Annotated in this window: 28 protein-coding genes and 1 pseudogene; 16 read left to right on the top strand and 13 right to left on the bottom strand. The window is 37.6% G+C overall.

The window, feature by feature from the left end:
• Nucleotides 1-150 precede the first annotated feature (150 nt).
• Nucleotides 151-1296 (top strand): THUMP domain-containing class I SAM-dependent RNA methyltransferase, encoded by a 1146-nt coding sequence (locus ABES02_RS19240; protein WP_430138451.1) that lies wholly within the window; start codon nt 151-153, stop codon nt 1294-1296.
• Between the two features lie 43 nt (nt 1297-1339).
• Nucleotides 1340-3265 (top strand): ATP-dependent DNA helicase, encoded by a 1926-nt coding sequence (locus tag ABES02_RS19235; RefSeq protein ID WP_430138448.1) that lies wholly within the window; start codon nt 1340-1342, stop codon nt 3263-3265.
• 43 nt (nt 3266-3308) lie between these two features.
• On the opposite strand, the gene ABES02_RS19230 is transcribed toward ABES02_RS19235, so the two are convergent.
• The 5 genes and pseudogenes from ABES02_RS19230 to ABES02_RS19210 form a co-directional block, all read right to left on the bottom strand.
• Nucleotides 3309-3608: a metal-sulfur cluster assembly factor gene (locus tag ABES02_RS19230; protein ID WP_430138445.1), complete on the bottom strand. Its 300-nt coding sequence runs from the start codon at nt 3606-3608 to the stop codon at nt 3309-3311.
• A gap of 11 nt (nt 3609-3619) precedes the next feature.
• Nucleotides 3620-4864 carry a hypothetical protein gene (locus tag ABES02_RS19225; RefSeq protein WP_430138442.1) on the bottom strand — a complete coding sequence of 415 codons (1245 nt, stop codon included), beginning with the start codon at nt 4862-4864 and terminating at the stop codon, nt 3620-3622.
• 13 nt (nt 4865-4877) lie between these two features.
• Nucleotides 4878-5084, bottom strand: coding sequence for a DUF2249 domain-containing protein (locus tag ABES02_RS19220; RefSeq protein WP_430138439.1), 207 nt, complete (start codon nt 5082-5084; stop codon nt 4878-4880).
• Between the two features lie 13 nt (nt 5085-5097).
• Nucleotides 5098-5331 (bottom strand): DUF2249 domain-containing protein, encoded by a 234-nt coding sequence (locus ABES02_RS19215; protein ID WP_430138437.1) that lies wholly within the window; start codon nt 5329-5331, stop codon nt 5098-5100.
• A gap of 27 nt (nt 5332-5358) precedes the next feature.
• A pseudogene (locus tag ABES02_RS19210) lies at nt 5359-6049 on the bottom strand (Crp/Fnr family transcriptional regulator).
• Nucleotides 6050-6263: 214 nt separating this feature from the next.
• On the opposite strand from ABES02_RS19210, the gene ABES02_RS19205 reads away from it, so the two are divergent.
• Nucleotides 6264-8627, top strand: coding sequence for a nitric-oxide reductase large subunit (locus tag ABES02_RS19205; RefSeq protein ID WP_430138434.1), 2364 nt, complete (start codon nt 6264-6266; stop codon nt 8625-8627).
• Nucleotides 8628-8650: 23 nt separating this feature from the next.
• Here ABES02_RS19205 and ABES02_RS19200 read toward each other — a convergent pair whose 3' ends face one another.
• A complete protein-coding gene (locus ABES02_RS19200) occupies nt 8651-8803 on the bottom strand; it encodes a hypothetical protein (protein WP_430138431.1) in 153 nt (50 codons plus the stop codon).
• A gap of 129 nt (nt 8804-8932) precedes the next feature.
• Between ABES02_RS19200 and ABES02_RS19195 the strand changes: the two genes are divergently transcribed.
• The 3 genes from ABES02_RS19195 to ABES02_RS19185 all read left to right on the top strand — a co-directional run bounded on the left by ABES02_RS19195 (nt 8933) and on the right by ABES02_RS19185 (nt 11951).
• A complete protein-coding gene (locus tag ABES02_RS19195) occupies nt 8933-9166 on the top strand; it encodes a DUF2249 domain-containing protein (protein WP_430138428.1) in 234 nt (77 codons plus the stop codon).
• Between the two features lie 368 nt (nt 9167-9534).
• Entirely contained in the window at nt 9535-11034 is a 1500-nt protein-coding gene (locus tag ABES02_RS19190) for a carboxypeptidase M32 (RefSeq protein WP_430138425.1), read from the top strand.
• A complete protein-coding gene (locus tag ABES02_RS19185; RefSeq protein ID WP_430138421.1) occupies nt 11031-11951 on the top strand; it encodes a DMT family transporter in 921 nt (306 codons plus the stop codon). Before ABES02_RS19190 ends, ABES02_RS19185 begins: the two co-directional genes overlap by 4 nt.
• A 15-nt stretch (nt 11952-11966) precedes the next feature.
• Here ABES02_RS19185 and ABES02_RS19180 read toward each other — a convergent pair whose 3' ends face one another.
• The 3 genes from ABES02_RS19180 to ABES02_RS19170 are packed head-to-tail and all read right to left on the bottom strand — an operon-like array spanning nt 11967 to nt 14271.
• Nucleotides 11967-13625, bottom strand: coding sequence for a b(o/a)3-type cytochrome-c oxidase subunit 1 (locus ABES02_RS19180; RefSeq protein ID WP_430138419.1), 1659 nt, complete (start codon nt 13623-13625; stop codon nt 11967-11969).
• The gene (locus ABES02_RS19175; protein ID WP_430138416.1) at nt 13625-14101 is read right to left on the bottom strand and encodes a cytochrome c oxidase subunit II; all 477 of its coding nucleotides are present in this window, start codon (nt 14099-14101) and stop codon (nt 13625-13627) included. Before ABES02_RS19175 ends, ABES02_RS19180 begins: the two co-directional genes overlap by 1 nt.
• Nucleotides 14102-14121: 20 nt before the next feature.
• Nucleotides 14122-14271 (bottom strand): cytochrome c oxidase subunit 2A, encoded by a 150-nt coding sequence (locus tag ABES02_RS19170; protein WP_430138413.1) that lies wholly within the window; start codon nt 14269-14271, stop codon nt 14122-14124.
• Nucleotides 14272-14933: 662 nt separating this feature from the next.
• On the opposite strand from ABES02_RS19170, the gene ABES02_RS19165 reads away from it, so the two are divergent.
• The 5 genes from ABES02_RS19165 (at nt 14934) to ABES02_RS19145 (ending at nt 22385) form a co-directional block, all read left to right on the top strand.
• Nucleotides 14934-16022, top strand: a complete 1089-nt coding sequence (locus ABES02_RS19165) for a type III polyketide synthase (RefSeq protein WP_430138410.1) — start codon at nt 14934-14936, stop codon at nt 16020-16022.
• Nucleotides 16023-16592, top strand: coding sequence for an isoprenylcysteine carboxyl methyltransferase family protein (locus ABES02_RS19160; RefSeq protein WP_430138408.1), 570 nt, complete (start codon nt 16023-16025; stop codon nt 16590-16592). It abuts the gene before it with no gap.
• Between the two features lie 316 nt (nt 16593-16908).
• Complete coding sequence (locus ABES02_RS19155) at nt 16909-20571, top strand: dynamin family protein (protein ID WP_430138405.1); 3663 nt, start codon at nt 16909-16911, stop codon at nt 20569-20571.
• A 12-nt stretch (nt 20572-20583) separates the two neighbouring features.
• A complete protein-coding gene (locus ABES02_RS19150) occupies nt 20584-21420 on the top strand; it encodes a sulfurtransferase (RefSeq protein WP_430138403.1) in 837 nt (278 codons plus the stop codon).
• Between the two features lie 68 nt (nt 21421-21488).
• Nucleotides 21489-22385: a 5'-3' exonuclease gene (locus tag ABES02_RS19145; protein ID WP_430138400.1), complete on the top strand. Its 897-nt coding sequence runs from the start codon at nt 21489-21491 to the stop codon at nt 22383-22385.
• Nucleotides 22386-22429: 44 nt separating this feature from the next.
• On the opposite strand, the gene sspL is transcribed toward ABES02_RS19145, so the two are convergent.
• Nucleotides 22430-22567, bottom strand: coding sequence for a small, acid-soluble spore protein L (gene sspL, locus ABES02_RS19140; protein ID WP_223593381.1), 138 nt, complete (start codon nt 22565-22567; stop codon nt 22430-22432).
• Nucleotides 22568-22651: 84 nt separating this feature from the next.
• Between sspL and ABES02_RS19135 the strand changes: the two genes are divergently transcribed.
• Nucleotides 22652-23143, top strand: a complete 492-nt coding sequence (locus ABES02_RS19135) for a divergent PAP2 family protein (RefSeq protein WP_430138396.1) — start codon at nt 22652-22654, stop codon at nt 23141-23143.
• A gap of 41 nt (nt 23144-23184) precedes the next feature.
• Entirely contained in the window at nt 23185-23454 is a 270-nt protein-coding gene (locus tag ABES02_RS19130) for a DUF6123 family protein (protein WP_430138394.1), read from the top strand.
• Between the two features lie 40 nt (nt 23455-23494).
• Here the strand turns inward: ABES02_RS19130 and ABES02_RS19125 are convergent, their stop codons facing one another.
• Entirely contained in the window at nt 23495-24415 is a 921-nt protein-coding gene (locus tag ABES02_RS19125; RefSeq protein ID WP_430138392.1) for a DMT family transporter, read from the bottom strand.
• Nucleotides 24412-24828, bottom strand: coding sequence for an RNase H family protein (locus ABES02_RS19120; RefSeq protein WP_430138390.1), 417 nt, complete (start codon nt 24826-24828; stop codon nt 24412-24414). Before ABES02_RS19120 ends, ABES02_RS19125 begins: the two co-directional genes overlap by 4 nt.
• Nucleotides 24829-24976: 148 nt before the next feature.
• Between ABES02_RS19120 and ABES02_RS19115 the strand changes: the two genes are divergently transcribed.
• Both ABES02_RS19115 and ABES02_RS19110 read left to right on the top strand, forming a co-directional pair.
• Nucleotides 24977-25633: a reverse transcriptase-like protein gene (locus ABES02_RS19115; protein ID WP_430138387.1), complete on the top strand. Its 657-nt coding sequence runs from the start codon at nt 24977-24979 to the stop codon at nt 25631-25633.
• A 49-nt stretch (nt 25634-25682) separates the two neighbouring features.
• A complete protein-coding gene (locus ABES02_RS19110) occupies nt 25683-25841 on the top strand; it encodes a zinc-finger domain-containing protein (protein ID WP_430138579.1) in 159 nt (52 codons plus the stop codon).
• 52 nt (nt 25842-25893) lie between these two features.
• Here the strand turns inward: ABES02_RS19110 and cspD are convergent, their stop codons facing one another.
• Entirely contained in the window at nt 25894-26094 is a 201-nt protein-coding gene (cspD, locus tag ABES02_RS19105; RefSeq protein WP_430138384.1) for a cold-shock protein CspD, read from the bottom strand.
• A 209-nt stretch (nt 26095-26303) separates the two neighbouring features.
• On the opposite strand from cspD, the gene ABES02_RS19100 reads away from it, so the two are divergent.
• Nucleotides 26304-26582, top strand: coding sequence for a hypothetical protein (locus ABES02_RS19100; RefSeq protein ID WP_430138382.1), 279 nt, complete (start codon nt 26304-26306; stop codon nt 26580-26582).
• Nucleotides 26583-26628: the final 46 nt, after the last annotated feature.

Genomic DNA, 26628 nt, shown 5'->3' with positions numbered 1-26628 from the left:
GAAAGAAAGATGTATATATAACAGCTCTCCATTACGGAGAGCTTTTTATATGTTCTATTGGATTAAGAATGATTCCGCGATTTTGGACAATAATGGATAATGTAAAATGAAAGTAATTACATATAAAGTGAAAGTGTTAAGGGTGAAAAAATGGGTAAATATCAACTAATAGCAACTGCAGCCATGGGACTTGAGGCACTAGTTGCAAAAGAAGTACGAGCGCTTGGGTATGAATGCCAAGTAGATAATGGAAAAGTTACCTATATGGGTGATGAATCAGCCATTGTCAGAAGTAATTTATGGCTAAGAACAGCTGATCGGATTAAGATCAAGGTTGGTGAATTTAAAGCATTTACCTTTGATGAATTATTTGAAAAGACGAAAGCCCTGCCCTGGGAACAGTTCTTGCCAGAGGATGCAGAATTTCCTGTGTCCGGAAAATCAGTAAAATCAAAGCTTTTTAGTGTTTCTGATTGCCAGGCAATTGTTAAAAAAGCGATTGTTGAACGATTGAAAAAACATTATAAAAGGAATACATGGTTTGAGGAAAACGGAGCTTTATACCGGATTGAAGTAGCCTTATTAAAAGATACAGCCACGATAACAATCGATGCCAGCGGCCAGGGACTGCATAAACGCGGGTACCGTGCAGATCAAGGTGAGGCACCATTAAAAGAAACCCTGGCAGCCGCTCTTGTTATGTTAACGAATTGGCGGCCAGACCGCCCGTTTATGGACCCATTCTGCGGCTCAGGCACAATCCCAATTGAAGCTGCGATGATTGGCCAAAATATTGCACCAGGCTTTAATAGAGAGTTCGTTTCAGAAAGGTGGAATTGGATTTCACCAAAAATTTGGGATGATGCACGTAATGAAGCGGAGGACCTCGCCAATTACGACCAGCCGCTTGACATAACCGGCTCAGATATCGATCATCGAATGGTTAAAATCGCACAGGAGAATGCTTTTGAGGGTGGTTTTGGAGAACTTATCCATTTTAAACAGATGCAAGTGAAGGATATTTCAACAAGTAAGGAATATGGTACGATCGTTGGAAATCCACCATATGGCGAAAGACTTGGAGAGAAAAAAGCGGTTGAGCAAATGTACAAAGAAATGGGTCTAGCCTTTAGTAAGCTGGATACGTGGTCAATTTATATTTTGACCTCGAATGAGGAATTTGAGCAATTTTATGGTAAGCCAGCAACCAAGAAACGCAAGCTGTTTAACGGCTTTATTAGAACAGATCTTTATCAATATTGGGGGAAAAAGCCTCCGCGTCAAAATGAGATGTAATTATTAGCGTCGTGTCTGACGCTTTTTTTTTGGAGGGATAAATATGCAGCAAGGATTGCCATTTGGTGTTTCAAAAACCGAATTATTTTATGATAAATTAAGTGAATGGATTGGCGACTTATTTTATGATATTTTGCCTGAAGCCGGGTTTGAGCTTCGTGATGAGCAAATTTTTATGGCCTTCCAGCTTGAAAAAGCTTTCAAGGATAAAAAGGTTATGTTTGCTGAAGCAGGTGTTGGAACGGGAAAAACGATTGTGTATTTGCTTTACGCAATTATGTATGCACGTTATACAAACCGGCCTGCTATCATTGCCTGTGCAGACGAGACTTTAATTGAGCAGCTTGTCAAAAAAGAAGGGGATATAGCAAAATTAGAAAAAGTCCTCGGGCTTAATATCGATGTACGCCTGGCAAAGTCCCGTGACCAATATTTATGTTTAAAGAAGCTCGATTTGACTAGAAGTGAGGACTACTCAGATAATATTGCAAATATTTATGAGCAATTGCCTGATTTTGTCCATGCCAGCGGCACCATGCAGAATTTTGAAAAGTATGGTGACCGAAGGGATTATCCAAATTTGTCAGATGAGCATTGGGGAAAAGTCAATTGGGACGCACTTCAGGATTGTTTTGCATGTGAAAAACGTCATCGCTGCGGTCTTACCTTACACCGGGATTACTATCGCCATGCGAAGGATTTAATTATTTGCTCCCATGATTTTTATATGGAGCATATTTGGACGAAGGAATCACGGAAGCGTGAAGGACAGCTGCCACTCTTACCGGAGCATTCATCAGTTGTTTTTGATGAAGGTCATTTACTCGAATATGCAGCCCAAAAGGCCTTGAGCTACCGTTTTACCGATTATACACTAGATACCTTGCTAACAAGGCTGATGGAAAATGAAGTCCGGGAAAAAACCTTGTATACTATTGAAGAAGCATTACTTGAAAACGAAGAATTTTTTGATGCGATTTCCCGTTTTGCCTCCCGTTCACAAGGTTCTGAAAAACAACTGATCACGAAGCATTCAGTGGTCTTAAAAACCTGCCGGAAATTACTTTCTACTCTACAAGCGTTGGAAGAAGAATTGGTGTTTGAAAGTGAATTATATGTTATTAATGAATATGATTTAAAAATTGTCGAGGAATACTTAGAGCAAATAACTCATTCTTTATCCCTTTTTCTCCAAGAAGTAAATGGAATTACATGGTACGAAGAAAATGCAGGAGAGCGGACGCTTGTCATTATGCCAAAAATGGTGGAAGAGGTAATGAAGGAAGAAGTCTTCTCGCAGAAAAAACCATTTATTTTTTCATCCGCAACCCTAGCCAATCAAAAATCGTTTGATTATATTGCGGCCAGTCTTGGAGTCCAGGATTATTTAGCTTTTACTGTAGCTTCTCCGTTTGATTATGATGAGAAAATGGCTATTTATCTTCCAAAGTTCAATCAAGAAGATCTCAATGGGAAAATCGACTATCTGGTGAATAAAATTCGCGAATCAAACGGTCGTGCTCTGATTCTTTTAAATACGAAAGAGGAAATGCTCCAGCTAAAGCAAAGGCTTGAAGCGGAGATTGCCTATCCCGTTTATTTTGAAGGGGATGAGGAAATCAGTACACTCGTATCAAAATTTCAAAATAATGAGCATGCGATTCTTTGCTCTATTCACCTTTGGGAAGGTCTTGACATTCCAGGTAGATCGCTTGAAAATGTATTGATACTTTCGCTGCCATTTCCTCCTCACGATCCGGTCTTTATAGCAAAAAGAGAAGGAGTTACTGACCCTTTTACAGAAGTGGACTTACCATATATGCTGCTTCGCTTACGTCAAGGAATTGGGAGATTAATAAGAAGTGCACAAGATCAGGGAACCGTTCATATTTTATTAAATGAAAATATCGATTCAAAGGTTTTAACTAAGATAGAAGAGGTTTTACCGACAAAGGTCGTTAACAAATAAAAAAAAGCGGGAGCTCCAAAAATATGGCGCTTCCGCTTTTTTATTAACGGCCCAGTAACCTAAGCCCTTCAGGAGTCATTTTCTCAGGTGACCATGCAGGCTCCCAGACGAGATTCACTTCAACATTTCTTGTTTCTTCAATTCCATTGATGGAGTATCGTACGCCGCTTGTAATGCTGTCGTGTAGAGGGCATCCGGGTGTTGTAAGTGTCATGGTAATCGTAACATCGTTTTCCTCTGAAATCTCGATATTATAGATTAAGCCTAAATCTACAACGTTTATATTTAATTCAGGATCATAAACACTTTTTAACTGACTTTCAATTTTTTCTCTTAAATTCATTTTCAACACTCCTATTTTTTTATGACTCTAACAATACTAATGGCAATGATAATAAACACTATAGAAAGAATGAACTGACCAATGTTGAAGAGTATCGCCAATTTAAATGTTATGGAACAAAATACTAATAGAACTGCAATAATAAATGTAGTAAACAACGGCACGACAATTTTCTCATCCATCATTTCTTTTAAAGAAGGAACTTTCGCTTTGCCGATTTCTTTACTATATTTATAGGTCCACCATAGAAAAGGAACAATTTTATATAAATAGCCAACAATACTTAATACAATCCAAAGTAAAATATAAGCATAAACGATTGGTCCAACTATTGTAGAGAAATGTTTGCTCCATAATACGATAAAGACTGCTAGATGAATGAGATTCCCTAGTCCAATCGCTATTATTGCGAAAGTAAATGGTTTATCAAGTTTTTTCTTTAATCGTTTTTTGATGATAATGCTGATATGCCAGCTGAAAATTGAGAATCCTACTAAAAGGAGAAAAAAACCAATTTTCAATAGAATAGAATTTTCAGTAAAAAAGGATATTGCTGTTAAGGCAAGCCCGGATACATACGTGCCGTAAACAAATCTAGCATGGATCATTGGAAAACCATGGGATAATGAAAACATTGGGACCATTTTATAGGAAAAGCCGAATATTAACAAAGTAAACCATCCTGTGACTCCCATTAATATGTGAGTTTTAAAGATGGATTGATAGTAATTGGCGGCAAATCCTGTTTTTAAACAAAAAATCAATGTAATCCCCATGAAGATTGTAAAAAACAAACAAAACAAGGCAGTGCCAACAAAGGCTGTCAGGATATTGGGTTTTGCCTGCATTCGCAATGTCATGACCATTTGGAATAAAAACATTAAAATGCCCAAAAGAGTGAGAATACCGGGAATAAGCGCTTTTTGCGGCGCCCAATAAAGCATTCCTGAAAAGGTTAATATTCCTGCTGCTGTAATGAAAAACTGAATAAACCCAAATTTCTCATTCCAAATTTTTGTTAAGAATGCAACTGGCACAAGCTGATACATGGCACCCATGGCGGCCATTAAAGCCCAGCCGAGGACTAATAGGTGAGCAGAAGACCAAACGGGCGGAATCCTAAAGCTGCCACCTATAAGCATGTGCCCATTTATTAATAAAATAATTTGTGATAGTACTAAGGCAAGTAAGCTAATGAAAATAAATGAAATTGGAAGCTTAATATTGGTTTCACTTCCTTGTGTTTGAGGAAGCATAATTTTCACCTTCTTAGCGGAAGATTTCTATTTTAAAACTTCCGTCGTTTTGTTGTTCTGTTCGTTGCTGATATCCAAGCTCTTCCAACTGCTCATAAAGGAACATTGGCCTTCTATCATTAATAATGGTAAGGACTTCTCCTTCACTAAGGGTTTCTAGGGCAGCTAAAGTTCTCATCATTGGCTGTGGCGGCTCTAATCCCCGATTATCTAACATCATAGCAATTCCCCTCCTAGTTATTTTTTCTAAAAATCACTTTCCAATGCTTTTTCTCAATTTCTTCTTCTTCATGGCTAAAGCCTTTTGCTTTTAATACCGCAAAAAGTGGAACCGGTTTAAATGGTGCATGGAGGATAAAAATATCATCATTTTTTAATTCTTTAATGGCCTCCATTATTTTTTGGAAAGGTTTAATCTTGTTCTTTAAATCTTCACGTACATCTAATTCGATTGTTCTTTGTTCCATTTGCTCAACATCTCCCCATTATTATTATTAATAAAATAGTTCCTGTTTAAGTCCATCACTGTCTATGTGATAGAAGCCGTCAAGGTCTTGGCTAATATATTCTTTCTTTTTAACATGATTTATAGCTCTACTTACAGTTTCTCTGGAGGTTCCAATCATATTAGCAAGTTCACGGTTCGTAAATTGAGTAGTTAATTTATAGCGTTCGCCAATTTTTTCACCGTTGGTTTTACAAAGCCTAATTAGAAGTAGAATAATTTGTTCATAAGTATTATGAAGAACCTGTGCTTCTAATCTTCCTTGTAGATCAACAATTTTCTCTCCCAACACTTTAAATAGCTTTACGCAAAGCTCTGGATACGAAATGAGAATTTTTTCAAATTTGTCTATAGGGATCACGATTAGATTTGCATCTTCGATTACTTCTGCATGTGCGGGGAAATTTCCCTGCCTGAAAAATCCGGCATGGGGAAACATTTCACCAGGCTCGAGTACCGATATTATTTGTTCTTTGCCGGAAAGGTCCGTTTTGTAAATTTTGATTTTGCCGCTATGAATAAAGAAAACACGGTCAAGAAGGTCATCCTGCATAAAAACATACATCTTATTTTTATAAAAGCGGGTCTGAGCAATCTTTACGAATGGAGCTAGTTCCGCTGGACAATTCTTTGAAGATTGGCACAGCCCATAATCTTTTTTCAATGTCCTCTCGTTTCATTAACATCACCTTCATGTTAGTAATCTATTTAGTTACATTGTAGCAGTGATCTAACAGTAAATATGTGACCTCCATCATAGCTGGGAGTATCTTTATGAAAATAATTCTCAGTAGTGTGCTAAATATCACAGTAAGAAGATGAAGTGGTTCACTTTGTGACAGTCTTGTGAAAGTTACAATACGGACTGTAATGAAACATGAGAGGATGAATGAAATGGAATTACAACGGGCGACTTCACCACAACAAGCGGTGAAGGCAAACAAAAATGCACTTTTGAAATCCGTTTTAATTATTACTATTTTACTTAGCTTCACAGTCCTGCTGGGAGGCGGATATTGGATTTTTAAGGAGCAGGCTCCTAGACCTTTAGAGGTTACCAATGAGAATGGTGAAGTTTTGTTTACAAAAGCTTCGATTATGGGAGGACAGGCTGTTTTCCAAAAATACGGTTTAATGGATTATGGTACTGTATTAGGACATGGATCTTACATGGGACCTGATTATACTGCTGAATCATTAAAAATCTATACTGAAGGTATGCAGGACTTTAAAGCAAATGAAAAATACGGCAAAGACTATGCATCACTTTCAGCTGACGAAAAAACCATCATTAAAAATAATGTAATAAAAGAAATGCGTAAAAATCGCTATGATAGCAGAAAGGATACCATGAGGCTGACTAATGCCCAAGCCTTCGGACTTGAAAAAGTAAGAGCATATTATAAGGAAGTATTTACAAAAGGTGATGGCTGGGGCTTAAAGGCAAATCTTATTAAAGAAAAGGATATGCCAACCAAAGATCGTGCCTATGTTGCAAAAGGTGATCAAATCAAACAAATCTCTGATTTCTTCTTCTGGACTGCTTGGCTATCTAGTACCGTTCGCCAAGGCGATACAATTACTTATACCAATAACTGGCCATATTATGAAGATGCGGGAAATCATTTATCCTTCTCTGCTGTTTGGTGGAGCGGTGCTAGTGTTACTATACTTATATTAATGATCGGTGTTATTCTATATCTCTTCTACCGTTATCAATTTGGCATGCAAGAAGCGTATAAGGAAGGCAAATTTCCACAAATTGATTTACGTAAAATGCCTGTTACGAGCTCACAAGTAAAAACAGGTAAGTATTTTACGATTGTATCCGTTTTATTCTTTGTTCAATGTATGTTTGGTGCGTTGCTCGCACACTATTATATCGAGCCTGATAGCTTCTTTGGCATTAAGTGGATCCACGATATACTTCCATTTAACATTACAAAGGGCTACCATTTACAGTTAGCGATTTTCTGGATTGCAACGGCATGGCTTGGAATGGGAATATACGTGGCACCACTGGTTGGAGGTTATGAGCCTAAGAAACAGGGCTTATTAGTAGATATTTTATTCTGGGCATTGGTTGTTCTCGTCGGCGGCAGTATGGTCGGAGAGTGGCTTGGTGCGAATGGTAAATTAGGTAACCAATGGTTCTTATTTGGCCACACTGGCTGGGAATATATTGAATTAGGACGTATTTGGCAGCTTATCCTGATTGTTGGAATGCTAATTTGGCTGTTCATTGTCTTTAGAGGTGTTAAAGCAGGCCTAAAAAGAGAAACAGATAAGGGCGGACTTATCCACCTATTATTCTACTCTGCAATTGCAGTACCAGCATTCTATATCTTTGCGTTATTTATTAATCCAGGAACAAGCTTTACCTTTGCCGATTACTGGCGCTGGTGGATCATCCATCTTTGGGTTGAAGGTATTTTTGAAGTTTTCGCAGTTGTTGTCATTGGTTTCTTAATGGTTCAATTAGGATTGGTAACGAAAAAATCAACAGTAAGACAATTATATTTCCAATTATTTTTGTTATTGGGCAGCGGTGTAATTGGGATTGGCCACCACTACTATTATAACGGTTCAGCTGAAGTCTGGCTTGGTCTTGGTGCCGTATTCTCAGCGCTGGAAGTCATTCCATTGACATTATTAATTTTAGAAGCTTATGAACAATACAAAATGATGCGTGACGGTGGAGTTAATTTCCCTTATAAAGGTACGTTCTGGTTCCTCATTTCTGTTGCAATTTGGAACTTAGTAGGTGCAGGTGTGCTTGGATTCCTCATTAACTTACCGGCAGTCAGCTATTTCGAACATGGACAATTCTTAACGCCAACACATGGTCATGCTTCCATGATGGGAGTATACGGTATGTTTGCCGTAGCCGTACTCCTTTACTCATTAAGAAACATTGTAAAACCTGAGACTTGGAATGATAAATGGATTAAGATTAGTTGTATCTTATTGAACGTAGGTCTTGCAGGAATGGTATTTATCTCATTACTTCCTGTCGGCTTCATGCAAATCAAAGAAGCCTATGATCATGGTTATGCGGCCAGCCGATCTGCTTCCTTTCTTCAAAAGGATATCGTGCAATCTATCTTAACATGGCGCGCGGTGCCTGACACCATTTTCCTTATTGGTGTATTGATATTAGTATTATTCTGTATAAAAGCACTGTTTAATTTACGGAAACCGACTCATAAAGAGGGAGAAAGACTTCCTGTTAAAGATCTTTCCATTGAAGAAGAATAACAATAGAAAAAATCCGCAAAGCTTCAGTTTTGCGGATTTTTTTCATCATTTTTCGTGTTTTCGTAACAGTTGAAACAATAAATCTCTTTTTCATTCGTAAGAACACCGTTTAAAAAGCCGTCTAAACAATAGATATCTTTCTTGCAAGCTAAACACGTACCTACTAATTCAGTCATTGGTACTCCCCCTAAAAAATTCACATTCTATTAACAAAATCATGTTTTGGGTGTGATGAGGTTCACTCGGTGGTGACGATTCTTTTTCTATAATAAAAGAGGATTAACAAATTAAAAGGAGTGATAATGATGCAAACTTACGCAAAAGTAATTAATGTACCAGATTACCCGCCACGAGAAAAACATTTGACAATTTTTAACACATTCGACGAATTAGTATCTGGTGAGACAATGCAGATTGTCAACGACCATGATCTAAGACCGCTTTTATATCAGTTCATGATGGAAAGAACGGAGCAATTTACTTGGGAATACCTTGAAGAAGGTCCTGAAGTATGGAAAGTTGCCATTAGCAAAAAGTAATAGTGTCACTCAACTCTCTCTGAGCATTTTATTTATTTTCCATTGAAGCATCTCTATTTTCCTATAAACTTATTTTACAACAGAATTCATTTCTGTTGTTTTTTTAAGTTCTGTTATACTAAATTGTTGTTTTTTATACTCTGTTGATTGGAGAGGAAGGCGCTCGACTCCTGCGGGAGTACGGGGCAGGGGAGACCCCACAGGCGCAAATGCGCCGAGGAGGCTCCCTGGCACGCCCGCGCGGCGCTGAGCGCCTGGAGCGGAAATCAACAGCCAAATTTAAAAGAGCCTTTTTATAAGCCCATTTCGTAACAATTTTTCAGAAAAATATGATAAAATTTAATCGGTACTGAAATGGGGGGAATGCCATGACTACGGTTTTAGAAAAAGAGTTTATTGAATACGTGAAGAAAATGTCTGCTTATAATGAAGCTATTGGATTAATTTATTGGGATCTACGTACTGGCGCTCCAAAGAAGGGTGTGGAACAAAGATCAGAAGTAATCGGAATGTTATCATCTGAAGTTTTTAAAATGTCCACCTCTGAAGAAATGGCAGCTTACATAGCAAGCCTAACCAATGCGGAACTTCCTGAATCAAGCAGAAGAATTCTTGAAGAATGCAAAAAGGAATATGAACGAAATAAAAAAATTCCTGCTGAAGAATATAAAGAATATGTCGTTCTTCAGTCTAAAGCTGAGAGCATTTGGGAAGAGGCAAAAGAAAAGGCTGACTTTACCATGTTTAGTCCTTATTTAGAGAAATTGGTAGAAATGACAAAACGGTTTATTTCCTATTGGGGATACGAAGGAAATAAATATAATGTGTTATTGGATATGTTTGAGCCAGGGGTTACAACTGAAGTACTAGATAATGTATTTGGTGAACTAAGGGGAAAAATTGTCCCTCTGGTAAAGCAAATCTCTGAATCCTCCAATAAACCTAAAACGGACTTTCTATTTAAATCATTTAATAAAGAACAACAGCGAGAATTTAGTTTAGAAATTCTTGCCCAAATGGGTTATAACTTTAAAGCTGGCAGACTGGATGAAACCGTCCATCCATTTGCCATTGGACTAAATCCTGGGGATGTACGTGTAACAACAAAATATGATGAGCAGGATTTTCGAACTGCTGTTTTTGGTACGATCCATGAAGGCGGGCATGCCTTGTACGAACAAAATATATCAAAAGAACTGATTGGCACTCCGCTTTGTACAGGAACTTCAATGGGGATTCATGAATCACAATCTCTTTTCTATGAAAATATTGTGGGACGAAGCCTTTCATTTTGGAAAAGAAATTATGAACTTCTAAAGAAGTACTCCTCCGGTCAATTTGAACACGTTGGGATTGAAGATTTTTATCGGGCAATTAATGAATCAAAACCATCTTTTATCCGAATTGAAGCTGATGAATTAACCTATCCGCTGCATATTATCATCCGATATGAAATCGAAAAAAGATTATTTAATGATGAAATTGAAGTGAAAGACCTGCCGAAGGTCTGGAATGATATGTATGAGGAATATTTAGGTATCCGTCCAGGTAATGATGCAGTTGGCGTTCTCCAAGATGTCCATTGGGCAGGAGGGAGCTTCGGCTATTTCCCTTCCTATGCATTAGGATACATGTACGCAGCTCAATTTAAGCATAAAATGCTCGAGGAACTTCCGAATTTTGATCGGTTGCTAGAAGAAGGAAACATGCTGCCGATTAAAGAATGGCTGACAAAAAATATCCATCGATACGGAAAAATAAAAAAACCGTTAGAAATCCTGCAAGATGTAACGGGGGAAGGGCTTAATGCTAAATACTTAATTGATTATCTCTATGAGAAATACGGGAGGGTTTATCAGCTAAATTGAAGACGTCTATTCCGATGCTACTCATTTCCTCAAGTGCAGCCTTATGGGGAATCATTGCGATTTTTGTAAGAAAACTTACGGGTTTTGGCTTTTCCTCAATGGAAATTGTGACATTACGGGTTGTCACAGCAGCTATTTTACTTGGTATCATTGGTATGATCCAATATCGGGACCAACTAAAAATTGCTCTAAAGGATCTCCCAATGTTTATTGGGACGGGAATTTGCAGCATAGTGTTATTTAATTGGTGCTACTTCTCTGCCATAAGTCAAATGAATTTATCGATTGCCGTCATCTTATTGTATACAGCACCTGCTTTTGTCACTGTTTTATCCTATTTCTTTCTAAAAGAAAAAATGAATTCGATTAAGCTCATTTCTGTCGGAGGAACGATTCTTGGCTGCGTATTGATTGCAGGAGTCAATGCGAAGGCTGCCGTCTCCATCAGTGGAGGGGGACTGCTCACAGGCCTTGGAGCAGGTTTCGGCTATGCACTTTATAGTATTTTTGGTAAATTCGCCCTTAAAAAGTACACCCCCTTTACGGTAACATTTTATACATTTATTGTCGCAGCCATCACTTTGCTGCCTTTAACGGGTTTATGGAATAAGGGGCAAGTTCTAATTAGTGGGGATGTTGTCTTTTATGGAATCGGATTAGGATTGTTTCCAACCGTTCTTGCCTATTTATTTTATACAAAAGGGCTCGAGAATGTTGAAACCAGTAAAGCTGCCATTATTGCCACTGTAGAGCCGATTGTTGCTACCGTATTAAGCGTATTTTTATATGACGAAAATTTCGGTGTCATTCAAGGGTTAGGCTCAGCGATTATTCTATTATCTGTTCTACTCATAAATTTGCCAGCGGGTTCGGGGAGAAAAATGCTAAAACAAAAGGCTTCAATCAAAAATGATTGAAGCCTTTCATCCTTTTTACCAGGTCTTAAAGCCCTTAGATCCTGGTGGTGCATTTTGTATGATATCAATAAATGGTATTGTGTAAGCAAATAGGATGATGGCAGCAGTAATGCCAAGCCATAGTTTCCAGTTTTCAAATACCATTGGAGCTGTTTCCTGTAGGTTTTCTGCTTCACCAACAGGGAATTCTTCTTCACCTTTTGGAGCAAAAAATGCTAGGTTAATGAAAATAATTAAAACTAGGATTATGCCTAAAAATAAGATTGTTCCGCCCACAGCTTGAGCAATTTGATATGGAATCCATTCAGCTGCTTGTTTTGCTCCGCCATATGTGGAGAAAGCAGAACGTCTTGGTCCGCCAAGAAGGCCTTCAAAGTGCATAGCACCTGACATAAACACCATCCCAATAAACCAAACCCAGCCTTGAATGATACCTAATTTATTCATCGCTTTTGTCAGTTTGCGTCCTGTTAAATGCGGAATAAGCCAATAAGAAATCCCAAAGAACGTTAATACTACAGAAGTGGCAGCAGTTAAATGGAAGTGCCCTGTAACCCAAATGGTATTGTGAACGACTTGGTCCATTTGGTTTGAAGCATTGATGATACCGCCTGCGCCTGCAGGAATGAATGATGCCATACCGATAAATGGAACAGTGAAACGTGCATCTCCCCAAGGAAGAACCCTAAACCAGCCAAAAAGTCCTGTTGCCCCTTTAGAGCGTCCATATCTTTCAAATGTAGCAAATAGAGAGAACGCAGTCATTAGGGATGGGATAATAACCATGAAAGTTAGGATTACTTGGAAAAACTTCCAAGCTGGATCAATTCCCGGTTCTGTTAACTGGTGGTGGAATCCGACCGGAATAGAGAATAATAGGAATAAAATAAATGATAATCTTGCTAAAGAATCTGAGAAAATCTTTCCTCCGATAATTTTTGGAATAATGGTATACCAACACATATAAGCGGGAAGTAACCAGAAATATACTAATGGATGTCCGAAATACCAGAATAAAGTACGGCTAACTAATACATCAACAGTGTCAACTAAGCCAAGTGACCATGGGAGCAATTGGAATAAAACGGTTGCTGCTACACCCAGAGTAGCGACAATCCAAAGTACTGTATTAATGACAGCCATGAAGCTTAATAATGGGCTAGGTTTTCCAGGATTATTCCTGCGCCATTTTGCATAGGTCATAATTTGTGCAGCACCGTCGATCCAACTTCCTACAACGACCAAGGTCATTCCTAGATAAAAGATCCAATGTGCTTGTAATGGTGCATAAAAAGTATAAAGAACAGAAGCTTTGTTCAATAGAATCATTGTTGCAGCCATTGCAGTACCAATAGTCATGGTCCAAAAACCAATCCAGCCAGTACGTCTAGCAGCATTAGAGTGGGTTCCTGCTGTACGGCTTACTGCAGCATATTGAAATCCCATAATAAAGAAGGTTGTTAACACAAGTCCCATCATGACGCCGTGAACGGTTAACAATTGATAATAACCGATGCCTCCAGGGAGTTCATATTTTCCAGAACGGACGAGAGTTTGCAGTAAACCCATTAGACCTCCAAGAGCAAGGGCTGTAAAAGCCACATAAAAATGCGCCATTGAAAGCTTTGCATCACGAGGGTCAACTTTTATTTTTGAAACAGCTGAGTTAACCATTATTTTACCACCTCAATTTTCGAGCTCATTAAATGGTGACCAGCACCACAATATTCATTACAAACAATTAAGTACTCTCCAGCTTTGTCAAACGTTGTTGTATACTCACTGACATAACCAGGTTCAAGCATCATATTAATATTGGTTCCCGCCACTTCGAAACCGTGGATAACGTCTTTAGTAGTGGCGATCACTCTAACCTTTGCCCCAAGCGGCACTTTCACCTGTCCAGGATTATAAGAGAAAGTAGATGCTACAAATACTAATTCATAATCCCACTCTTTACCTTCAACCTTATGTAAGCCTGGTTTGTCAAATGGCTTTGTTTGATCGACTTTTGCCGGGTTTATAGTCGTTAAGCAGCTAGGCGGTTTATTGCCTAGATAGAAGGCGCTTACACCTACAACTGATAAGAAAATAACAAGGCAGCTAATTCCAAAAATCAGCCAAATTTTTTCAAATTTATGCATATGCATAATTATTTCCTCCTTAATCTTTAAAAACGTTCAACAAATAGGTAGTAGACACTGATCCAAGTGACAACAATAAAGATTCCCAAAAAGAAAACAGATGCGAGTGTCCCCTTGAGAGAAGAGCTGTCTTCAATTTCTGTTTTTTGATTTGTTTTTAATTCCGTTTTCGCCATCCCCTTGCACTCCCTTCAGAAAATTAAAAAATAATTAAATTAGTTCTCTTTCATAATACAAAACTATCATGAAAGAAAAATATGAAATTTGGAAGTTCACAAATTGTTCATTCCTTAGGTATCTACAATGTTAATGTTAAAAACTTGATGCAACAGTGATTTATATCACAAAAGACAGGAGGCATTTGTGACTAAAATGTGAATTATCACTTTTGACCTGTGATAAATGTAATTGATTATCATTTAATATGTGAAAAAATGTTCAATTTTAAATTGTTGTCACAAAATTGGGAAAGTGGAAATATGATAATAATAAATGCTTAATTTTCCTTCAGAAAAGAGCGTGCTTCTAGTGGAAAAATATTATTGTGAGAAATGTCGACTTCTCTACGATACTGTGGAAATCTGTAAGATTTGCGGATCAATCGCGAATAAAAAAATAAAAATTGAAGTTCAAAAACAACCTGATAAACAATAAAATGGAAATGTTTATGCAATGTACGAAATGCAATTCCACGCTATAATAAAAGAGCACAACAACAACCTTCAAAACGTTTGCTTCTCCATATTGGGGAAGCTTTTTTTATGTATCCTTCACTTTCTCCGTATAATCCTCTATTGACTGGAAAAAATATCCTTACCATCGTCGAAGGAGAATGATTATGCCTACGATTACTTCCATTGCTGAGGCTATTCCCCCATATGAAATTAAACAAGAGCAAGCATCGGAGTTCGCGAGAGAACTTTTCACAGATTCGTTCAAGGATATTGAACGTCTATTAAAAGCGTTTCAAAATGGTCAAATCGAAAAGAGACATTTCGTGAACAATATAGAATGGTTTCATGAGAATCATACCTTTGAGGAAAAAAACAACGCATATATCGATTCGGCTGTCACACTCGGAAAAGAAGCCATTGAAAAGTGTTTACATAGTAATTTTTTTCTCTCCGAAACGATTCCTTATGAAGAAATAGACGCGATATTTTTTATTTCGACTACCGGTATCGCTACCCCGAGCATTGAAGCGAGAATCATGAATACATTGCCGTTTCGGCCCCATACGAAACGAATCCCGATTTGGGGTTTGGGTTGTGCGGGTGGAGCTGCTGGCTTATCTAGAGCATTTGAATACTGCCTTGCTTTTCCTAAAGCAAAAGTCCTTGTCCTTTCTGTTGAATTATGCAGTTTAACGTTCCAGCACAATGACCTTTCCAAAAGCAATCTAATTGGAACCACTCTCTTTGCTGATGGTATTGCCTGTGCATTGGTTTGTGGAGATGAAACTGGCCATGAAGGCTTTCAAAAGCAAGCAACTTCACCTTCTATCATTTCAACCCAGTCCACACTTATGCCCAATTCTTTAGATGTAATGGGCTGGGACATAAAGAATTCGGGATTGTATGTCGTTTTTTCTCGGGATATCCCCCATATTATTGAAGATTGGCTAAAGCCAAATGTTAGTGCCTTTTTAGAGGAAAACGAGCTCACTCTTGCACAAATTGACCATTTTATTGCCCATCCAGGCGGGAAAAAAGTAATTGATGCCTATATAAATTCATTAGGAATTCCTGCTTCGATGACGGACATATCTCTTGAGGTTTTAAAACAGTATGGTAATATGTCCTCTGCCACCATTTTGTATGTACTCAAACGTTATATGGAGAGGAGGATTCCCGAGGGATCAATCGGGCTTTGCACCGCTCTTGGTCCTGGATTTAGCTCAGAATTACTTCTTTTGAGGTGGAATTAAATGATTGATATTCTTCCGTTCATGTTTTTATTTTCTTTCATAGTGCTACAACGAATATTGGAACTTTTGGTGGCGAAAAGTAATGAAAAATGGCTGAAGCAGCAGGGAGCCGTTGAATTTGGAAAAGGCCATTACTATTTTATGGTACTAATGCACACGATGTTTTTTGTCAGTTTATTAGTAGAAAAGGTTTTTCTAAATCGTGGATTATCCCCTGTTTGGCCCTTGTTTCTTTTTGGATTTGTTCTAGTCCAATTCTTAAGGATTTGGGTTATTACATCACTTGGAAGGTATTGGAATACAAAAATCATCGTCTTACCAGGTGCCAAAGCAGTCAAAAAAGGTCCGTACCGTTTTATTAGGCACCCAAATTATTTTGTTGTCTCAATCGAATTACTGGTTATTCCCTGCATGTTTTCCGCTTATTATACTGCTTGTTTGTTTACATTATTAAATGGAATAATCTTGACCATTCGAATTCAAGAGGAAGAAAAGGTATTGAAAAGCTTAACGGAATATGAAGGAGATTTTCAGGACTGTAATCGGTTTATACCAAAGTTTGTTAAATAATTGTGACAAAACAAAAGGTGTATTGAAAATGATTATCAGCTGTGCTATTATGAGGTTAACGATGAAAATCATTCTCATCTGAGAGTCTGATAAGGAAGGTGTTACATATGACTTTTGCTTTTGTGGGCGGAACGGTTATAATCTATGCATTTGTCATGAAGCACGTTTTAAAAAATGTTACACATTAATACATTTTTTCATTAAACCAAGGTGAAAGCCTTGTTTTTTTTTGTTTTCAATAAGTGTCAAGATAGGAAAAGTTTGAATTATCGTATAAAATAAAACTATTAATATGTTGTTAAGGGGTATATACGTAATGATTAAAACAGTCAATCCAAATGAAACCAGGCAATCGCTAAAACAGAAGCTTGTTTCAATATATGATTATTTATTGGCAGAGAAGGACTTGCAGCATGCTGAAAAGGTGAAGCAACTTGCCAAAAAATTAGAAAATCGCGAATTTACCATTGCGTTTTGCGGCCATTTTTCCGCAGGAAAATCGACGATGATTAACCAGGTTGTCGGTGAAAATTTACTCCCATCTAGTCCGATTCCCACGAGTGCAAATTTAGTAAGGGTAAAATCAGGCGAGGAATACGCCAAAGTGTTCTTCAAAAATGAAAAGCCGAGGCTTTATTTAGCTCCCTATGATTATGAAATGGTCAAAAACTATTGTAAAGACGGTGATAAAATCGAGGAGATTGAAATCAGCCACAGCGATTCTCATCTACCTCCTAACACAGTCATTATGGATACTCCCGGGATCGATTCTGCTGATGATGCACACCGTATTGCAACGGAATCAGCCATTCATCTTGCTGACTTAATTTTCTACGTGATGGATTATAACCATGTCCAAGCCGAGTTAAACTTCCTATTTACAAAAGAACTAACTGAAGCAGGTAAAGAAGTATACTTAGTCATTAATCAAATAGATAAGCATAAGGATGAGGAATTGAGTTTTCAAGATTTCCAAAAAAGTGTTGTCGATTCATTTGCCTCATGGGGCGTAAAGCCAGCGCGGATTTTTTATACATCCTTAAAGTATAAAAACCACCGCTTGAATGAATTTCATGAGCTTCAGGACTTCATTGCTGAAAAATTGGAATCAAAGGACCATTTTTTCCTTCCGTCGATTTTTCATTCATTGAAAAAAATAACCCAAGATCATCTGAACGAATTAAGGAAGGAAGAAGATGAAAAGCTCATCCCTTCTCTCGAACTATTTAATGAATTACCAGAGGATGAAAAGGAGTCTTTGTTAGTAACTTACCAAGGCATCAGCTTAGACTTAATGAAATTAAACGAAGGGGTTAGCGTAAAAGAGAAGGAATTCGATCATGAAATCACCCAGATCATGAAAAATGCCTACCTTATGCCTTTTCAAACAAGAGCATTAGCGGAAAGTTACTTAGAATCGTGTCAGTCGGAATTTAAAGTGGGCTTCCTCTTCTCCAAACAAAAAACGTTAGAGGAAAAAAAGGCGAGGCTGGATCATTTTTATCAAGATATTCTTGAAAAAGTGAAATCACAGCTTGAGTGGCATTTACGCGAGTTCTTACTTCGTACCCTAAAGGAAACCAAACTTGATTATGGTGAACTTCTGGGTGTTGCGCAGGCCTTTTCAGTCCCAGTTCCGATTGAAATTTTAAAACAAACGGTTAAAGGCGGTGCCCGTGTAACGGGGGAATATCTTCTCCACTATACAGAAGATGTCGCCAATGAAATTAAGAAGTTAGCGAGAAATCATTTACATGAATTTAAAGCTCGTTTCTTAGAAGCATTAGCTGAACAAAACGTTAAATTAAAAGAAAAATATGAGAAAGAATATAGCAAATTCGAGAAATACGTAAATGCATTATCTGCAATAAACCAATCTGAAAGCAAAATAAATAAGATTGAAAATCATTTTTCGGAGATGCTTATACAATTAGGAAGCCTTAAAGAAGATACTTATCATCTGTTTAACCAAGATGATGAAGAGGAATATGAATTAATCAAGGCCGAGGGAGACATCCAAGCAGTTAATGGGAAAACTGCAAAGCCTGAACAAACAGTCCAAGCAAATATTGTATCTGTTAAGGAGAAAAAGAATGCTCCAATCGCAGACAATCGTCTAAAAATTACAATTGAACGATTACATCAGGCATCAGAAATCATTCAAAGCCTGCCTGGTTTTCAAAAGCTATCCTCTGAATTAGACGAAAAGGCAGATAGATTGAATAATAAAGGCTTTACTGTAGCCCTGTTTGGTGCCTTCAGCGCGGGTAAATCCTCTTTTGCTAATGCGTTAATGGGGGAAAAAGTGCTGCCTGTATCACCGAATCCAACAACAGCTGCTATTAACAAGATAAAGCCAGTAACGGCTGAATATCCCCATGGAACAGTCCTGGTAAAATTTAAAGAAAAAACTACGATGCTCGATGATGTTAATCGTTCCTTAAAGGTATTTGAATATCATGCTGACAATTTTACAGAAGCAGCAAAGAGAATTGACCAAATACTGTTAAAGGATCATCAGACAGGAGTCTTAGAGAAGACCCATTTTGCTTTTTTACAGGCATTTAATAAGGGCTATGACCTTTTTGTTGATCACCTTGGTAAAATCAAAAAAACCGATTTAAATGACTTCCATGAGTTTGTAGCGCAAGAAGAAAAATCCTGTTATGTCGAATGGATCGAGCTATATTATGATTGTGAACTAACACGTAAAGGGATAACGCTTGTAGACACTCCTGGAGCTGACTCCATTAATGCCCGACATACGGGTGTAGCCTTTGATTATATCAAAAACTCTGATGCCATTTTATTTGTCACGTATTACAACCATGCTTTTTCAAAAGCAGACCGTGAATTTCTCATTCAACTGGGACGTGTGAAAGAATCGTTTCAAATGGATAAAATGTTCTTCCTTATTAATGCCATCGACCTTGCCGAAAATGAAGCGGAAAAGGTGGCAGTGGCCTCATATGTGGAGGAACAGCTTGTAAAATATGGGATTAGAAATCCGCATCTCTATTCTTTATCGAGCCTGCAGGCATTAGCAGAGAAAACCAATCAATCACAACATCCAAGTTCTGGGATGGCTATTTTTGAAGATGCCTTTTATCAATTTATTTCGAACGATTTAACTGAAATGACCATATCTTCAGCAGAGACTGAATTAACCCGTGTTCAAACTTTAGTGGATAAGCTGATTCAAAATTCAAGAGAAGATAAGGCAATAAAGGAACAAAAGCGGAAAGAAATCGAAAAACAAAAGGCAATTATTCAGGAGTTACTTAAACAACAATCACTTGAAGCTATTCAAAGCCGTTTAATGCATGAAACAGAAGAATTGGTTTATTACATCAAACAAAGAGTTTTCCTTAGGTTTGGCGATTTCTTTAAAGAAGCTTTTAATCCATCTACACTAAGGGATGACGGACGCAATTTGAAAAAGGCGCTGCAAGGTGCCCTGGACGAATTTTTAGAAAGTCTTGGTTTTGATTTTGCTCAAGAAATGAGGGCAACGACAGTAAGATTAGACAGGTTTGTTGAGAAACGATTTGCGGATTACCAATCCATGCTCACTCGAAAACTGCTTGATATCAATCAAGATCTTTCTTTTTCAGTGTTTGAAATGGCTCATAGTGAAGAGATAGATTTTAAAACAGCGTTTATAAATTTAGATAATCAGTTATTTTCAAAAGCAATGGGCTATTTTAAAAATCCAAGATCCTTTTTTGAAAAAAATGATAAAAAATGGATGAGTGAAGAGCTGAATAACACATTAAATCCACTTGCAGATGCCTATTTAAAACTGGAAACAGAACGTCTGAATGATCATTATGCCAACGAATTATCGACTGAATTTAATCGTCTAATATGTCATATGCAAGAGCAGGTGGATGATTATTACCAGAGCCTTCTCGCAGCATTAGATGGCGGTGTTTCCATTGAACTTTTAATGGATGTAAAGGAAAAACTGCAGAAATAGTCTAATAATGGGGTGATTGTCTTGAAATTTATCGTGGACAAAGAATGGTTACTAAAGAATGTAAACGAAAGCAATGTACGAATTATTGATTGCCGCTTTTCATTAGCAGACGTTAATAAAGGGAAGATGGAGTATGTAAGCGGCCATTTACCTGGGGCAGTTTATTTTGACCTTGAAAAAGACCTTTCAAGTCCTGTTCAGGAGCACGGGGGACGACACCCATTACCAGATGTATATGAATTCGTTAAAAAGCTGGAAACTGCAGGGATAACTGAAGACAAGATTATTGTTGCCTATGATAACGGAGAAGGGGCCTATGCGGCCCGATTTTGGTGGCTCCTCCGTTACCTTGGGCATGAAAAAGTGTATGTACTTGATGGCGGATATAAACAGTGGGTTGATGCAAATTATCCGACCACTACTGACGTCCCGTCGTTTGAAGAAGAACAATTTCACATCCATTTAAAGCCTGAAATAGCGGCAGACATTCATGAAGTGAAAGAAATTGCTGCCGGAAAATTTGCAAACGGTGTATTAATAGACTCTCGTGAAGAAAAACGATTTTTGGGGATTGAAGAGCCTATTGATAAGAAAGCAGGACATATACCTGGTGCAATCAATAAGCCTTGGATGGAAGGTTTGAACAGCGGTACCTATAAATCAATGGAAGATCAGCAAAAAAGATTTTCGGATATTGATACAAACAAACAAATTATCGTCTACTGCGGTTCAGGGGTAACGGCTACTCCAAATTTTTTGGCTTTAAAGGAAGCAGGCTTTAAGCATGTTAAACTTTATGTCGGAAGCTTTAGCGATTGGATTTCCTATGAGGAAAATAAAATAGAATAATTTTGACCTCAGATTATGGTATAATGAAAAACGTGTTGTTTTTCACCAAGAAATTTAGGAGGTCTAAAATGGATAATAATCAAAAGCCTTCACTAATGCTTGTTGACGGTATGGCTCTGTTATTCCGTGCTTTTTATGCTACGGCTGTAACAGGACAATTTATGATAAATTCTAAAGGTATTCCGACAAATGGAATCCATGGTTTTATTAAGCATTTATTTACAGCAGTATCATCTTTTAAACCTTCCCACCTTGCCGTTTGTTGGGATATGGGAAGTAAAACCTTTCGTACAGAATTATTCGCAGATTATAAAGGCAATCGTGGCGAGGCTCCAGTTGAACTAATCCCGCAATTTGATTTAGTAAAAGAGGTTGTCGCGTCGTTTAATATTCCTAATATTGGATTAGCAGGCTATGAAGCAGATGATTGTATTGGTACTATTGCCAAGCAATCGAAGGATTTTGCTCATGTTTCCATCTTAACTGGGGACCAAGATATCCTTCAGCTCCTAGATGAAAGTATCTCTGTTATTTTGTTGAAAAAAGGATATGGCAATTATCTTGTTCATACACCGCAAACTTTTATTGAAGAAAAAGGGATTACTCCAAGGCAAATGATTGATTTAAAAGCATTAATGGGCGACCCGAGTGATAATTATCCGGGCGTAAAAGGCATCGGAGAGAAGACCGCTTTAAAGCTTTTGCAAGAGTTTGACCATGTTGAGGGTATCATTGCAAACTTGGAACAGCTATCTAAATCAAACAAAACAAAAATTGAACAGGACCTTGAAATGCTGCATTTATCAAGGATGCTTGCAGAAATTAATTGTGATGTTCCTGTTAGTTGTGAGTTAGAAGAAGCAGGACTTAAAATTGAAAAAGAAAAGGCATTAAATAAATTAATGGAATTAGAACTTCGAGGCCTGCAGCGTTTGCTGCCGTTAGATGAAGCATTTGTTTCCTGATTGAAAAGGTTGTCTCATTTGAGGCAACCTTTTTCTAGTCCAGATTATTTTGTATTCTTCTTTTTAGCAGCATTTTCAAGTTTGCTTTTTGGTTCTTCAGCGAATTCTGCATCCTGTCCATACCCTTGTGGATTCACGCCAGGTGCTTTTACTCCTCGACTTGCCCCAAGTTTTTTACCCATAAACACTCACCTCCTGTTTTGTTAGTATTTCCACTAGGAATAATAAAACTCAGGCTTCCGAACAATAAAGACAGAGGTGATAGCATGAACAAAGGTGTGTATTTGGCCCTTTTTAGCATAGGATTTGCTCAGTGGCTAAAAATTCCAATTCATTATGTTAAAAAGAAGGAATGGAGACCAGAGCTATTTTTTGGGACAGGCGGGATGCCAAGTTCCCATTCAGCGGGGGTATCAACCTTAACAACCTATATTGCCTTACAAAGAGGTTTACCTACAGTAGACTTTGCTCTTTCGCTTGTTTACGGGTTAATTGTCATGTATGATGCCCAGGGTGTCAGAAGGCAAACCGGAGAACTCACCTTAAAGGTCAATTCAATGAATGACTTAATTGAAAAGATTCAAAAAGACGAAAGTGTTGAATTTAAACAAGAGAAACCAAAAAAGCTGAAAGAAATGTTAGGCCATGAGCCGGAAGAAGTAATCGGAGGAGCCCTTTTGGGAGTTTTGGTGGGCATTCTCGGCCATAAGTGCTCAAAAAAAGATAGAAAAATCTTAAAGTTTAAGTTAAGATTCTAAAGGGATGTTTTTATATTGTGGGGAGAGGGATGGTAAAGTAAGTGCGAACAGTAGAGGATTATTTGCACTACTTGAAAGGAAAAGGATTTCAGCTTCAAGAGGATGCAATTGGTTTTATTTTTTTCGGAAAACATTATACTAATGCTTCCGATGAAATTATCAATACGGCAATTGAACTAACATTAAAAGCGCAAAAAACCTTCGACGGCAGTTTTTATGTTTCTTTGTTGGAAACATTTATTGCTAATCAGATAAAAACAAGAAGCGGCGCTCTAAAGTTCATTAAAGAAAAGGAATTGCTTGCCATATAAGCATAAAAAACTCCCATCCAAATGGAAAAGGGAGTTTTTTTTATCCTTCAATACTCTTGTTTTTTCTAAGTAAAGGGATTTTATTAACTGGCATTTCAGCAAAGATCATTCCCATAAAAATAAGGATACATCCAAACAATGCACTAATGGAGAGGCGTTCACCCGCCCAAAAATACCCGGTAATGGCAGCAAAGACTGGTTCCATCGCAAAAATTAAAGCGACCCTTGTTGCAGAAGTATATTTTTGAAAATTTGTTTGGATAAAAAAGGCTAACGCCGTAGCAAAGACACTGGTAATAATAAGAGCAATAATGACATCGTTTGATTCTAATGTAGTTAAATTGAAGGATTTTCGCCAATCTTCAAAAATGAAAGAGGAAATCAACGATAAAATTGCAACGGTTGCAATCTGAATGACCGTTAATAAAAGGGTTGGATACTTGCTTGAAAATTTGCCTGTAAAAATAATTTGGAAGGCAAAGCTGATCGCACATATCAAGACAAACCCATCGCCAATATTTAGCGAAGATACATCCGTCAAAGTCAGAAAAAATAATCCGATTGTAGCAGCTCCGACACCTAAAAAGGCATTTCTGTTAGGAATCTGCTTTAATAGAAACATCGAAAATATCGGGACTAAGACGACGTTAAGGCCTGTGATAAATCCAGCTTTTGACGTGGTCGTATATAAAAGGCCGATTGTTTGAGTTACATAGCCAAGAAATAGCCAGAAACCAATAAAGACGCCTGATTTGATAATATTGAAATTCAAGTGCTTTAACTGCTTCCTCTCAAAAATAAGCAGACATAAGATGAGCAATATGGCTGCAATGAAAAAGCGAATTCCGTTAAAGGCAAACGGCTCCAAAAAATCGATCGCATTTTGTACTAAAACAAACGTTGTCCCCCAAATTAAAGTGACAAAAAGCAAGCTTAAATCAGCATAGATTGGTTTTTTCATGATGTTGTTTGCTCCCCAGTTTCATTTTTTTTAATGGCCTGTCTTGCAAGCTCATCCGCGGCTTTGTTTTCTGCACTTGGAATCCATTTCATAAAAAATAGGTCCATTTTTTTAGATAAATGTAATGCCCTTTCGAGCAGGGGAGAATAAAGTTTGTTTTTTACAAATTCTTTTTCAACGGCCTTATTTACTAATTCCGAATCAGTCCGAAAGGAAACAAGAGAGCCATCATATCCCTTTTCTAAGCAAATTTCCAGTGCATGAATAAAAGCATGGAATTCCGCTTCATGGTTTGACATGACTCCTAAAGGAATCGAATATTTATCAATTGTTCCGTTTGCATTAATAAAAATTCCCGCACCACTTGGGCCAGGATTGCCAGCACTGGCACCATCAATGTAGACCTCAATCAATTCATTTTCCTCCACCATTGTGATACTGAAAGTTTACCATATATTAATACAGGAAGGCATGAAAATATTTTTTCTATTGCACAAGTGGGTATGATAAATAAGAATATATTTAATAGTGACTGAAATCTTTCATGAAGGGCTGAAAACAATGAAATATAGGCTTGAATGGAATCATAAATTAAAAAGTAACGAAAAAATTCAATTTTCATCTGAATGGGTCTCTGGTGAAACAGCCATCGAAATCGGAGAGGAACTGGAACGCTCCGGGAAAATATCGGATTTGTATTTTTATGATGAAAAGGGAACATCATGGATATTAAAGGAAATGAAAAGGCTGTTAACAGAGATCGAGGATGATCCCCATGAAATTATTGTATTTTTTGATGGAGGTTTCCAAAAGGAAACCAACCAAGCAGGACTGGGAGCGGTAATCTTTTTTAAACAAGGAAAGAAGAAATACCGGATTCGTGCTAATGAACGCTTTGATGAAATGGATACAAATAATGAAGCAGAATATGCAGCCTTTTACTATGCCTTAAATATCTTAGAGGATATGGGTGTTCAGCACTTAACATGTGAATTTAAGGGCGACTCTCAGGTTGTCTTAAAACAGCTTGAAGGGGAATGGCCATGCTATGAAGATTCGCTTAATCGCTGGCTCGATCGAATTGAGGAAAAAATCAAAGCGCTTGGCATTATTCCCAAATATACGGTTATACCAAGAAAAGACAATAAAGAAGCTGATAAGCTTGCTACTCAAGCTTTAGAAGGAAAAGAAATTTTTGCGAAAACATTAATCCTTTAAGAATAGGTGGTGTACTCATTTAGTGGAGCAACAAATCAGAAAAGAGCTAATGTGTCAGGTAGAATCTATGATGAAGCAGTACTGTGATGGCTGCTTTTTGCATCAGTATTTAAAAAAAGAAGGAGGCCGCAGGGCGGCGCATCGGTTTTGCATAACACAATGCACAGTGGGAGAAAGGCTTCAGGAATTCGGGAAAAGGCTGACGTAACTAAAAAGGCTGACAAAAATTGTCAGCCCTTGGATGGTTATTATTATTAGGATTATAGTTTTACAACGTTAGATGCTTGAGGTCCGCGGTTTCCTTCAACGATTTCGAAAGAAACTTCTTGGCCTTCTTCTAATGATTTGAAGCCTTCGCCAGTGATAGCGCTGAAGTGTACGAATACATCGTCTCCACCTTCAACTTCGATAAAACCAAAACCTTTTTCATTGTTAAACCATTTTACTTTACCGTTTTGCATGTACTTCTTCCTCCTAAGCCTTTCAAGACACCCCTCATTAGGTGCCAAAGATGAATATTATCATGTTCGGATACATGATGATTTTAATATACAATATGGGAAATCGACAGTCAAGGAATGGCAATGGTTTTTTATTGATTTTCTAACATAAAATTCATACTTTTTCATATGTTAAATTAATAAATTTTACATGATTGGGTGGCGAAATCATGTATCGATTTTCAATTGACGGAGAAGAATGGATTTTAAGATTTTCACCTCAGATATCGATTGAAGCAGAGGAGAAAAAGGCTATCTTTATGTTTTTACAGCAAATTGGCGAAAAGCTAGCCAAATTTTCACATGGTGATGCCTTTATTATGTTTAACAAAAAAATCGGCGCGATTGTGTTTGACGTTGAAAGGATTCCCTCGTTTATTTTAACCGTTTCAAATATTGTACCTGAAGAAAATTGGTATATTCAGGAATCATTTGGTAAAAGTATTTAATGCTTTGAAAAACCCTTTCCATCCTATGAACTGACCTAGAAAAACG

It is taken from the genome of Neobacillus pocheonensis, from assembly GCF_050477905.1.
In the GTDB taxonomy this organism is placed as follows: domain Bacteria; phylum Bacillota; class Bacilli; order Bacillales; family Cytobacillaceae; genus Neobacillus; species Neobacillus pocheonensis_A.
This window is presented reverse-complemented; position numbering and strand designations above follow the sequence as displayed.